Annotated in this window: 9 protein-coding genes; 6 read left to right on the plus strand and 3 right to left on the minus strand. The window is 62.5% G+C overall.

Features of this window, described 5'->3' with window-relative positions; all coding sequences use genetic code 11:
- Positions 1-1894, minus strand: a 1894-nt coding sequence (locus tag F7R20_RS31035; protein WP_151180628.1) for a retention module-containing protein, incomplete at its 3' end; no start/stop codon positions are given.
- Between the two features lie 455 nt (positions 1895-2349).
- Between F7R20_RS31035 and F7R20_RS31040 the strand changes: the two genes are divergently transcribed.
- The 3 genes from F7R20_RS31040 (at position 2350) to F7R20_RS31055 (ending at position 7497) form a co-directional block, all read left to right on the plus strand.
- Positions 2350-3708 (plus strand): TolC family outer membrane protein, encoded by a 1359-nt coding sequence (locus F7R20_RS31040; protein ID WP_003198989.1) that lies wholly within the window; start codon positions 2350-2352, stop codon positions 3706-3708.
- A 30-nt stretch (positions 3709-3738) separates the two neighbouring features.
- On the plus strand, positions 3739-5898 hold the full coding sequence (locus F7R20_RS31045; RefSeq protein WP_033028176.1) for a type I secretion system permease/ATPase: 2160 nt from the start codon (positions 3739-3741) through the stop codon (positions 5896-5898).
- A gap of 234 nt (positions 5899-6132) precedes the next feature.
- On the plus strand, positions 6133-7497 hold the full coding sequence (locus F7R20_RS31055; protein WP_003198985.1) for an HlyD family type I secretion periplasmic adaptor subunit: 1365 nt from the start codon (positions 6133-6135) through the stop codon (positions 7495-7497).
- A gap of 149 nt (positions 7498-7646) precedes the next feature.
- On the opposite strand, the gene F7R20_RS31060 is transcribed toward F7R20_RS31055, so the two are convergent.
- Together F7R20_RS31060 and F7R20_RS31065 are read right to left on the minus strand one after the other, a co-directional pair.
- Positions 7647-8243 carry a tRNA-uridine aminocarboxypropyltransferase gene (locus F7R20_RS31060; RefSeq protein WP_003198983.1) on the minus strand — a complete coding sequence of 199 codons (597 nt, stop codon included), beginning with the start codon at positions 8241-8243 and terminating at the stop codon, positions 7647-7649.
- Positions 8244-8245: 2 nt separating this feature from the next.
- A complete protein-coding gene (locus F7R20_RS31065) occupies positions 8246-9139 on the minus strand; it encodes a LysR family transcriptional regulator (RefSeq protein ID WP_003184133.1) in 894 nt (297 codons plus the stop codon).
- 298 nt (positions 9140-9437) lie between these two features.
- Between F7R20_RS31065 and speB the strand changes: the two genes are divergently transcribed.
- The 3 genes from speB to F7R20_RS31080 are packed head-to-tail and all read left to right on the plus strand — an operon-like array spanning position 9438 to position 12369.
- Positions 9438-10388, plus strand: a complete 951-nt coding sequence (speB, locus tag F7R20_RS31070) for an agmatinase (protein WP_003198979.1) — start codon at positions 9438-9440, stop codon at positions 10386-10388.
- 9 nt (positions 10389-10397) lie between these two features.
- Positions 10398-10805 (plus strand): YybH family protein, encoded by a 408-nt coding sequence (locus F7R20_RS31075; RefSeq protein ID WP_003198977.1) that lies wholly within the window; start codon positions 10398-10400, stop codon positions 10803-10805.
- Positions 10806-10854: 49 nt separating this feature from the next.
- Complete coding sequence (locus F7R20_RS31080) at positions 10855-12369, plus strand: purine-cytosine permease family protein (RefSeq protein WP_232002359.1); 1515 nt, start codon at positions 10855-10857, stop codon at positions 12367-12369.
- The last annotated feature ends 18 nt before the right edge of the window (positions 12370-12387 follow it).

The following is a 12387-nucleotide window of genomic DNA, read 5'->3' on the forward strand; positions in this document are numbered from 1 at the left end:
AGGAACCGTCGGCATTGAGCACCAGGGTGCCGTAAGTACCGGTGAAAGTGCCGGGGGTGATTGGGCCGGAGGCCACATGGTCCGCACCTTGAGTATCGTTGGTCAGCACGCTGCCGGTCAGGGTCAGATTGGTTTCCGAGGCTGTACTGGCGTTGCTGTCATCCACGGCTTTAGGCAAGTCGTCGACGATGTTCACGTCCAGGTTGCCGTTGGCGGTGGTGCCGTTATCGTCGGTGGCGACCACTGCGAACTGTTCGCTAACGCTGTTGGCGCCGTTGGCGTTTGGATGGGCTTCGTTATCCAGCAAGGTGTAGCTGTAGCTGACCACCCCAGTCGCAGCGTTGAAACCGGTGATAGTCAGGGTGTTGCCCAGCGCGGTGGTAATCGACTGTGGGAAGCCGGCTGCCACACCACCCGTCACCACATTGATGCCGCCAACACTCAAGGTTTGCACACCGTCCAACGCAGTCACGGTGAACGTGCCGCTCTGGGTCAGCGCCGGTGCATCCGGACTGCTGCCGTCGCTGAGGTTTTTCTCCTGCAATGACAGCTCGCCACCCTCAGCATTCAGGCCCACCAACACCACTGGATCGTCGTTGTTGTGCACCTGCAGCACCAAATTCGCGGTGCTGGTATCGCCGTCGGCATCGGTCAGCGTGTAGGTGAACGTCTCGGTGCCACTGCCCCCGCCATGCAACGCGACGAATTGCGGGTCGCTGGTGTTCAGGGTGTAGGTGTACGTGCCGTTGGGGTTGAGCACCAGGGTGCCGTAGGTGCCGGTGAACGTGCCGCCAATGATCGGCCCGCTGTCGGGACCGGTGGGAATCCGGTCGGCGCCCTGATGGTCGTTGGGCAATACGTTGCCGGTGAGGGTTACCAGGGTTTCCGACGCCGTGTTGGCGTGGCTGTCGTCGATCGCCTGGGGCACGTCATCGGTAATGTTGACGTCCAGGGTGCCGGTGGCCGTGTCGCCGTCGGTGTCGACGGCCACCACCGGGAACTGCTCGGTGATGCTGTTGGCACCACCACCGGCAGGATGGGTTTCATTGTCCGTCAGGGTGTAGCTGTAGCTGACCACCCCCGTGGCCGGGTCATAGCCGGTGATGGTCAACGTGTTACCCAGCGCCGAAGTGACGGTTTGGGGGAAGCCTGCGGGCACACCGCCGGTGATCACGTTGATGCCGCCGATGCTCAGGCTGGTCAGCCCGTCAGGCGCGGAAACCGTGAAGGTGCCATTTTGCACCAGCGCCCCCGGATTGCTGGCCGAACCATCGGCCAGATTGGCTTCGTTGGTGGTCAGTTCGCCGCCCTCGACATCGACCCCGTCGAGGGTCACCGGGTTATCCGGTGTCACCGGCGGCACGGCTGCATTGTCGCCCGTGTTATCCGGATCACCGGCCAGGCGCAGCTGCGGAAACTCGGGAATCCCATTGAACCCGGCCGTCGGAAAACCGATCTGCGGATCGACCTCCCCACCGACTTCTTCCAGCAGCACAAAACTGTGCCCGCCGCCCACGCCCCCCGGGTTGCCACCTTCGGGGCCGGCGGCCGTGGCTTCACCGGTCTGGGTCGGGTCGGCACCGGCAGCGATGGCTTGCTGCAGCTTTTGCACATCGGTCAGTTGCGCATTACTCGGTGTCGCCGCGTCAGGCGTGTCGACATGAGGCGCATGGTTGGCGAGCAACTGCGGGGTCAGGGTCAGGTTGCTTCCGCGACCCAGGGTCAATGACTGGCCGTTCTGCAGATGAACCGCCACGGCCCCTTCGGCACCGGTGACCAGGTGTTCGCCGGCATAAAGCCGATCGCCTTCGACCAGAGGCCGCCGCAGGCCACCGGCCGCTTCTGCGAAAACTTGCCCGACCACTTTGCTGACGATACCGATGAGCGCTGCCATGTGCATTTCCTCCGTTGCCGACCGCAATCGGCACCTGTCTGAGTGAAGAATCCGTCCTCAGGTTTGGCGATCCAAAAAGCTGGAAAATCTGCCAGCTTTCGTGAAAGAAGAAGGTGCTAGCAATTCGCCAAAACGACAAAAAACCGTCACCAAAAACCACCTCACAGATCGCCCTTTCGACATTTCTTCACATTGCTTAAAAATCTGCATGGAACTTTTATTGACGCCTAAAAGCCGTCAGAACCCGCAGATTCAAAGGCTTTCGCTTTGAACAATGTGCCGGTTTTTTTCAAGTACATAAGTTTTTTTCGGCATAAGTCTTATGAGAAATTCTTCTTAGGTTTTGCTCAGGATGTTCTTAGCTGTGTTGTTACAAGGTTGAAACGGTTTTGATCTTAAACACGTCAATATTTTGGCGACAAGCGAAGCACTACGGACCTCAGGAGATGCACCCCATGCGCGTTCTAACCCCCCTCTGCAGCGCGGTTTTGCTGGCCATGGCCTGCTCCTCTCAGGCGCAGGCCATGTCCTTGACCGAAGCGATCCAGAGCACCATTGCCACTCACCCTGAGCTGGCACAACGGGTGGACAGCCGTCTGTCGGCCAATGAAGACGTCAAGGTCGCCCGAGGGGGCTTTTTCCCGTCGGTGGATTTGAATGCCGGTTACGGTCGTGGCTATAGCGACAACACCAACACCCGGGCCTTGGGCAATCACCACACCAATATCCTGACCTACACCCAATCGGAGCTGCGCCTGCGACAGATGATCTTCGACGGGTTCAACACCGCCAATGAAGTGGAACGCACCCAGGGCGTGGTCAACTCCCGGGCCTATTACGCCCAGGGCACCGCCCAGGATCTGGCGCTGCGCACCATCGAGGTCTACCTGGAAGTGCTCAAGCGTCGCGAACTGGTGACCCTGGCCAAGAACAACCTGCAAGCGCACCTGCGGGTCAACGACCAGATCGGCCTGCGCACCCAGCGCGGGGTGGGCAGTACGGCCGACTCCGACCAGTCCAACGCCCGTCGGGCCCTGGCGGAAAACAACTACGACACCGCCCAGGTCGACCTGGCCGACGCCGAGACGAACTTCTACAGCGTGGTCGGGCGCATGCCCGATGAACTGGAAACGCCGCCCTCGACCAAAGGCGAACTGCCTGCCGACCTGCGCGAAGCCCAGCAAAGCATGGTGGATAACAACCCGTACCTGAAATCGGCCCAGGCCGACATACAGTCCGCCGAGAGCCAGTACGAAGTGGCGAAGTCGCCGTTCTACCCGCGCTTCGACGCCGAGGCGGCGGTGGGCGCCAATAACAACATCGGTGGTGAAGAAGGCCACGACAACAACTGGCGGGTCGGCGTGGTGATGAACTACAACCTGTTCCGCGGTGGCAGCGACAAGGCGCGGCTGGCGTCCAATGCTCACCAGATCAACCAGGCCATGGATATCCGCAACAATGCCCTGCGCCAGCTCAACGAAGACACGCGCCTGGCTTGGAACGCGATGCTCAACGCCCGTAAACAGACCCCCACCGCCCGCGAATACGCCGAAACCACTTCCCGCGTGCGCGCCGCCTACCAGGATCAGTTCGGTCTCGGCCAGCGGACCTTGCTCGACGTGCTCGACAGCGAAAACGAGCTGTACAACGCCAACCGTCGCTACACCGAGGTGCGCTACACCGAGGAGTACTCGATGTACCGGGTACTGGCGAACATGGGCCTGCTGCTGCACAAACAACGGATCGTGCTACCGGCCGATGCGGTCGCGCAGACCGAAGTCAAGAACCAGGCTCGGCTGCCGGAACTGAAGTAGCCCCCTCCAAAAAAAATGGGAGCGAACAATGTGACCAGCATGGAACCCGCAACCCTTGGCGCCGATCCGCGCCTGAATTTCGATGATCCCTTGCTGGACGGTCTGTTGATCCTCTGCAAACTCCATGGTGCGACGGTCAGCCGCGCCAGCCTCAGCGCCGGGCTTCCTATGGCGCACCAACGCTTGAGCCTGGACCTGCTGCCACGCGCAGCGGCCCGGGCAAGCTTGCAGGCGCGACTGTTGCGTCGTGAGCTGGCGGATATCTCGCCCCTGAACCTGCCAGTGATGCTGATCCTGGCGGGGGGCCGCTGTGCGGTACTCAGGCGCTGGGGCGAGGATGGCAAGGCGCTGATCCTGCCCAGCGAAGCCGACGGCGGCGAGCAGTGGGTCAGCCGCAAGGAACTGAACCTCGACTACAGTGGCCAGGCCTTGTTCGCCCGGCCGCGCCATGAACTCGAAGACCTGCGCGCGCCCCTGGTGCCGCGGGTCGAGGCGTGGTTTCGCGACACCTTGAAACTGTCGCGCTGGCTGTACAGCGACGCGATCCTGGCGAGTTTCCTGATTAACCTGCTGGGCCTGATGGTGCCGCTGTTCGTCATGCAGACCTACGACCGCGTGGTGCCGAACCAGGCCACGTCGACCTTGTGGGTGCTGGCCGTGGGGTTGTTGATCGGCACCGGCTTCGAACTGGTGTTACGGGTAGTGCGCGCCCATCTGCTGGACACCGCCGGCAAGAAAACCGACGTGATTCTCTCCGCCACCCTGTTCGAGCGCATCACCGGCATGGCGATGAAGGCCAAGCCAGTGACCATCGGCGGCTTCGCCCAGAGCATCCACGACTTCCAGGGCCTGCGCGAATTCCTCACGGCAGTGACCCTCACCAGCCTGATCGACCTGCCCTTCGCCCTGCTGATGCTGGTGGTGATCGGCCTGCTGGGTGGCTGGCTGGTGGTGATTCCGGTGGTGGCGTTTCCAATCACCATTGTCTTCGCAATGATCATCCAGGCGCGCCTGCGCGACACCGTGGAAAAAAGCCTGGCCCTGGGCGCCCAGCGCCAGGCACTGCTGATCGAAACCCTCGGCGGCCTGGAAACCCTCAAGGCCTGCAGCGCCGAGAGCGAGCGCCAGCATCAGTGGGAAAGCACCCACGGCGCCCTCACCCGCCTGGACAGCCATGCGCGCAATCTGTCGGCACTGGCGACCAACGGCACGTTGTTCCTGCAACAACTGGCGGGCATGGCGACCATCGTCGCCGGGGTCTACAGCATCATCGCCGGCAACCTCAGCGTCGGCGCGCTGGTGGCGACCTACATGCTCGGCAGCCGAGTACTGGCGCCGCTGGGGCAGATCGCCGGGCTGATCACCCGTTACCAGCAAGCCCAGCTCACCATGCGCAGCACCGATGCCTTGATGGCGCTGCCCCAGGAACGCGATGCCAAACAACGGCCGTTGGATCGCACCCAGTTGCAGGGCGCGCTGGACGTCAGTGGCGTGACCTTCCACTACAACGGCCAGAGCACTCCGGCGCTGGCCAATATCAGCTTCAGCCTCAAGCCCGGCGAACGGGTCGGGATCATCGGCCGCAGTGGCTCGGGCAAGAGCACCCTGGCGCGCCTGGTGATGGGTTTCTACGCGCCGGAGGAAGGCCAGTTGCTGCTCGACGGCCTGGACCTGCGGCAACTGGACGTCGCCGACCTGCGCCAACAGATCGGCTACGTCGCCCATGACCTGCCGCTGCTGGCCGGTAGCCTGCGGGACAATCTCACCTTGGGCGCCCGCTACATCAGCGACGCGCGCATGCTGGAAGTGGCGGAACTGACCGGTGTCACCGAACTGGCGCGCCAACATCCCCAAGGTTTCGACCGCCCGGTGGGCGAGCGCGGGCAACTGCTCTCCGGCGGCCAACGCCAGGCCGTGCTACTGGCCCGGGCCTTGCTGCTCGACCCGCCGATCCTGCTGCTGGACGAACCCACCAGCGCCATGGACAACAGCAGCGAAGACGTCTTGCGGCAAAAGCTGCATACCCATGTACAGGGCAAGACCGTGCTGCTGGTCACCCACCGCACCTCGATGCTGAGCCTGGTGGACCGCCTGGTGGTGCTGGATAACGGCCGGATCGTGGCCGATGGCCCGAAAGAGGCGGTGATCGATGCGCTGCGCAAGGGCCGGGTGGGCTCCGCGGCGGTATAGAAACAACACCGCAACCTGTGGGAGCAAGGTTTGTGTGGGAACAGGTTTGTGTGGGAACAGGTTTGTGTGGGAGCAAGGCTTGCCCGCGATGAAGCCGATGCGGTCTCACTGGAACCGAGGCGCCTGTATCGCGGGCAAGCCTTGCTCCCACAAAAGCCTTGCTCCCACAGATAACCCTCTCAAGCCACAGGTATGTGTTTGGCTTTATTTTCTCTCACTGACGGGTACCGCCCCATGTCTGCTCAAACACCGGATTCAGCCGCCCGAAGCTACTTCGGCAGTTTCAGCAAAAGCGCCGAAAGCGAGTTCATGCCGGAAACCGCTGGCGCCACGCTGCAGGATTCGCCCCGCCGCTCGCGCGTTACCGTGTGGCTGGCCGCCGGGTTGATCATCACTGGGCTGGTGTGGGCGAAGTTCGCGGTGTTGCAGGAAGTCACCACCGGCGAAGGCAAGGCGATTCCGTCGAGCAAGATCCAGGTGATCCAGAACCTGGAGGGCGGCATCGTCACTGAGATTTTCGTCCGTGAAGGCCAGATGGTGAACAAGGGCGACACCCTGCTGCGCCTGGACGACACGCGTTTCCTGTCGAACAAGGGCGAGAGCGAGGCCGACCGCTATGCCTTGACCGCCCAGGTCGAGCGCCTGTCGGCCGAGGCCGAGGGCCGGCCGTTCAAGCTTTCAACCGAGGTGATCGCCAAGGCCCCGCAAGTGGCCGAGGACGAGCGTTCACTGTACGAACAACGGCAACGGCGCCTGGCCAGCGAACAACGCACCCTGACCGAACAGCTGCGGCAGAAGACTCAGGAACTGGCAGAGTTTCGCTCCAAGCAAGGCCAGTTCAGCTCCGCCCTGGCCTTGCTGCAAGAAGAAATGAACATGTCTGCCCCGCTGGTGCGCACCGGGGCGGTATCACCGGTGGAGATCCTGCGGCTCAAACGCAGCGCGGTGGAAATCCGCGGTTCGCTCAACGCCACCACCCTGGCCATTCCCCGGGCGGAATCGGCGATCAACGAGATCAAAAGCAAGATCGACGAATCGGAGCAGACCTTTCGCTCCGAGGCAGCCAAGGACCTCAACGAGAAGCGCACCGAACTGTCGAAAATCACCGCCTCGAGCATCGCCATCGACGACCGCGTGACCCGCACCACCGTAGTCTCGCCGGTGCATGGGGTGATCAAGCAACTGAAGGTCAACACCATCGGCGGTGTGGTGCAGCCAGGTAACGACATGGTGGAAATCGTGCCCCTGGAAGACAACCTGCTGATCGAAGCCAAGGTCCGCCCTCAGGACGTGGCGTTCCTGCACCCGGGCCAGAAAGCCATGGTCAAATTCAGCGCCTACGACTACACGATCTATGGCGGGCTGAGCGCCAAACTCGAACTGATCGGCGCCGACACCATTACCGACGACAAGGGCAACAGCTTCTACCTGATCCAGGTGCGCACCGACAAAAACCACTTGGGCGGGGATACCAAACCGTTGCTGATCATTCCGGGGATGGTGGCGACGGTGGACATCATTACCGGGGAGAAAAGTGTCCTGGATTACTTGCTAAAACCGGTGTTGAAGGCGCGGACCGAGGCGATGCGCGAGCGGTAGGTTCCAGCTGGGCTCTTCTCTGGTCATGAGGCAGCCATCGCGAGCAAGCTCGCTCCCACATTGGATCTGTGGCGACCACAAATCTTGTGTGCACTGAAGATCAACTGTGGGAGCGAGCTTGCTCGCGATGGCGTCAGCGAGGACAACCATTATTTCCCAGCATGGTTACGCCGAAAAACCTCCTCCCCCATCGCCGCAATCTGCCCCTCGATCAACGCCTCGAACGGCCTCAGCAACCCCTCGAAGCTCGCCGGCGCCTCAAGCACCTGCAACGCCTGGACAATCGCTTCCACCGTCGACAACGCTCCCGGCCCCGGTGCCTTGCGCAAACGATAACGAGACACCCCGCCCTCGGCCAACGTCACCCTCGGCAACGCCGCCAGCAGCGGGTTGAGGTGCAGCAGCTTGCGCGCCTTGCGCCAGGTGCCGTCGGGCACGACCAGCAGCAACGGCTCATCGCAGGGCGCATAGGCTTGCAGCGGTCGCGCATCGTCAGCCGGAAACAACAACTGCGCCTGATAACCCGGCTGATTGAGCAACCTGGGCAAATCCTCGAACACCTCGCCCACGATCAGTTCAGCGTTGTTAAGCCCCAACGCCGCCAAGCGGGCGGTGTTCAAGGCATGGTTCACTTCGCTGGGATGCTGCAACAGCAAGACGCGGGTGCGGCTGTCGAGGCTGGGGATCAACGGGCACAGACAGTGGCTTTGCGGTCGTTGACAGCGCGGGCATTGAGTTCTGGACATGATCAGGCCTGATTCAGTTGAGCTTTGAGCAAATCGCGGAAGGTCTGGATCAGCGGCTCGCGGCTGCGGCCACGGCGCACGATCATCGAAAACGGCGCCTGATAGCCGAAGGTCGCCGGCAGCAGCACGCGCAAGTCGCCCTTGTCGACCCAAGCCTGGGCGTAGTGTTCAGGCAGGTAACCGACGTAGGCCCCGGACAACACCAGGATCAACTGCGCCTCCATGCTCTCCACCGTCGCCGCGCTGTGCTTGAAGCCATGGCGAGCCAGTTCGGCCTGGCTCCAGTAACCGCGCCCGACCATGCGCTGCTGGGTGATGACCTGCTCGGGGATGCGCCGCTCGTTGAACAACGGGTGACGGTTGCTGCAATACAACCAGTGCTGCTCACGGTACAGCGGCATGTAGACCAGCCCGCTCATGCGCGTGGAAAACGCACCGATGGCCAGGTCCAGGCGGTTGTCCTGTACACCGAGTTGCAACTCGTAAGGGCTCATGACCGACAGGTGCAAATGCACCGCCGGATGCTCCTGGCTGTAGGCACCGATGGCTTCGGCGAATGGCAAGGCCTTATCGCTGACGGTGGAGTCGATCACCCCCAGGTTCAAGGTGCCGCGCAGCTCCCCCTTGAGCGCGGCGGCGTACTGCTCGAACCCTTCGAGCTCGCCCAACAGGCGCAAGGTTTCCTGATGGAACAACTCGCCCTTGCTGGTCAGGCTGAACCCGCCCCGGCCGCGATGACACAACACCAGGCCCAGGGCCGACTCAAGCTGGCTCATGTAGGTGCTGATGGCCGACGTGGACAGGTTGAGCTCGTGTTGAGCGTTGGCGAAACCCTGGTGCCGGACCACGCTGACGAAAATGCGCAGCAGTTTCAGGTCGGGTAGAGCGTTGGCCATTGGGGGTGTCTCCATACAGACGGGTCACTGCAAACTTTGTGGCGAGGGGATTTATCTGTGGGAGCAAAGCTTGCTCGCGATACAGGCGCCTCGGTTCTAGAGGAAACCGCATGAACTTCATCGCGGGCAAGCCTTGCTCCCACAGTGTTGCTTCAACAGATCAATCGCGAGTCTATCGCCCCACCCCGCATTAGTTTAGAAAAATCTGAACTAAGTATTTGCCCCCAGCGATTCTTCCCATCCCAGGCTTTTCGCAGAATCGGCCCCTGATAAATAAAACAACGATGAGGCCCTACCCGTGGACAAGATTCTTCACCAACCACTGGGCGGCAACGAAATGCCGCGCTTCGGCGGCATCGCCACCATGATGCGACTCCCCCATTTGCAAACCGCTGCCGGCCTGGACGCTGCGTTCGTTGGCGTGCCGCTGGACATCGGCACCTCCCTGCGCGCCGGCACCCGTTTCGGGCCGCGGGAGATCCGCGCCGAATCCGTGATGATCCGCCCCTACAACATGGCCACTGGCGCCGCGCCGTTCGACTCGCTGTCGGTGGCCGACATCGGCGACGTGCCGATCAACACCTTCAACCTGCTGGACGCGGTGCGGATCATCGAGGAGTCGTACCACAAGATCCTCGAACACAACGTCATCCCCCTGACCCTGGGTGGCGACCACACCATCACCCTGCCGATCCTGCGGGCCATCCACAAGAAACACGGCAAGGTCGGCCTGGTGCACATCGACGCCCACGCCGATGTGAACGACCACATGTTCGGCGAGAAGATCGCCCACGGCACCACCTTCCGCCGCGCCGTGGAAGAAGGCCTGCTCGATTGCGACCGCGTGGTGCAGATCGGCCTGCGGGCCCAGGGTTACACCGCCGATGATTTCAACTGGAGCCGCAACCAGGGTTTCCGCGTGGTCCAGGCCGAAGAGTGCTGGCACAAATCCCTCGCCCCGCTGATGGCCGAAGTGCGTGAAAAAGTCGGCGGCGGCCCGGTGTACCTGAGCTTTGATATCGACGGCATCGACCCGGCCTGGGCCCCTGGCACCGGCACCCCGGAAATCGGCGGCCTGACCACCATCCAGGCGATCGAAATCGTCCGTGGCTGCCAGGGCCTCGACCTGGTCGGTTGCGATCTGGTAGAAGTCTCGCCGCCGTACGACACCACCGGCAACACCTCGCTGCTGGGCGCCAACCTGCTGTACGAGATGCTCTGCGTACTGCCTGGCGTGGTTCATCGCTGAGGTGCGCCCATGAACGAACAGGACCAGGTGCTCCAGGCCGCCGCAAATTTGGTGTCGGCCTTCGCCCGCAATGACCGCGACGCCTACTTCGGCGCGTTCACCGCCGATGCGAGTTTCGTGTTCTACACCCTCGAACAACCCCTGTTGTCCCGCGATGCCTACCAGGCGTTGTGGGATCGCTGGCGGTCCGAGGATGGCTTCGAGGTGCTCAATTGCACCTCGAGCAACGCCTTTGTCAGCCTGCAAGGGGACGTGGCGATTTTCATCCATGACGTGGCCACCGAGTTGCGCATGCAAGGGGAGCTTCACTTTAGCCAGGAGCGCGAAACCATTGTGTTTCGCCAAGAACAACAAGGCCTATGGCTGGCCTGCCACGAACATTTGTCCGCAATGCCGGAAGGGCTGCCAATCCCTTAGCAACAGGTGACGCCCGCACACGACGGGCGCGCCTTTATGATCGGAGCAGATCATGCATAACAATAACGACAACAGCCTTACGCAAATTGAAACCTTCGGGGTCGAACAGATCCCGGACCACGAACGAACCGCCGGCCCAAGCGACCTGTTTCGCCTGATCTTCGGCGGCGCCAACACCTTCGCCACCGCCGTGCTCGGCAGTTTCCCAGTGCTGTTCGGCCTGTCGTTCCAGGCCGGGGTCTGGGCCATTGTGCTGGGCGTCCTGGTGGGTTCGATCATCCTTGCGCCCATGGGCCTGTTCGGCCCGCTCAACGGTACCAACAACGCGGTGTCTTCCGGTGCGCACTTCGGCGTGCACGGGCGAATCGTCGGCTCGTTCCTCTCGTTGCTGACCGCGATCGCGTTCTTCTCGCTGTCGGTGTGGAGTTCGGGGGACGCGTTGATCGGCGGCGCCAAGCGGCTGATCGGCGTGCCAGAGACCGACCTGAGCCTGGGCCTGGCCTACGGCCTGTTCGCCCTGCTGGTCTTGACGGTGTGCATCTACGGCTTCCGCTTCATGCTGTGGGTCAATCGCATCGCCGTATGGGCCGCCAGCCTGCTGTTTTTGCTGGGCGTCCTGGCTTTCGCACCGACCTTCGACAGCCAGTTCGCCGGCACCGTCAGCCTCGGCCAGCCGGGCTTCTGGGCGGCGTTCATCGGCGCGGCGCTGGTAGCCATGAGCAACCCGATTTCCTTCGGTGCGTTCCTGGGTGACTGGTCGCGCTACATCCCCCGCGACACGCCCAAGCGCCGCATCATGCTGGCCGTGATCGCTGCGCAGCTGGCGACGTTGATCCCGTTCCTGTTCGGCCTCGCCACCGCCACCATCGTGGCGATCAAGGCACCGGACTACATCGCGGCCAACAACTACGTGGGCGGATTGCTGGCGGTTTCGCCGAGCTGGTTCTTCCTGCCGGTGTGCCTGATCGCGGTGATCGGCGGCATGTCCACCGGCACCACGTCGCTGTATGGCACCGGCCTGGACATGTCCAGCGTGTTTCCACGGGTACTGTCGCGGGTCAAGGCGACGCTGCTGATCGGCGTGCTGTCGATTGCGTTCATCTTCATCGGCCGCTTCGCAGCGAACCTGGTGCAGAGCGTCTCGACTTTCGCCGTGCTGATCATCACCTGCACCACGCCGTGGATGGTGATCATGATCATCGGCCTGCTGGTACGCCGCGGCTTCTACTGCCCGGATGACCTGCAAGTGTTCACTCGCGGCGAAACCGGCGGGCGCTACTGGTTCAGCCACGGCTGGAACTGGCGCGGCCTGGGGGCATGGATCCCCAGCGCGCTGGTTGGGTTGTGCTTCGTCAACCTGCCGGGGCAGTTCGTCGGGCCGCTGGGGGAACTGGCTGGCGGGATCGACATCAGCCTGCCGGTGACCCTGGGCCTGGCCTCGGTGGTGTACCTGGTACTGCTGAGCCTGTTTCCAGAGCCGGCGGCGGTGTATGGGCCAGGGGATCCGCGGAGCAAGGACGCTTCGGTGCCTATCGATAAACCCGCCCTCAGGCAAACCGCCTGATCCGAGCAAACGAAATCC

The sequence above is a fragment of the Pseudomonas brassicacearum subsp. brassicacearum genome, assembly GCF_008801605.1.
Classification (GTDB): domain Bacteria; phylum Pseudomonadota; class Gammaproteobacteria; order Pseudomonadales; family Pseudomonadaceae; genus Aquipseudomonas; species Aquipseudomonas brassicacearum.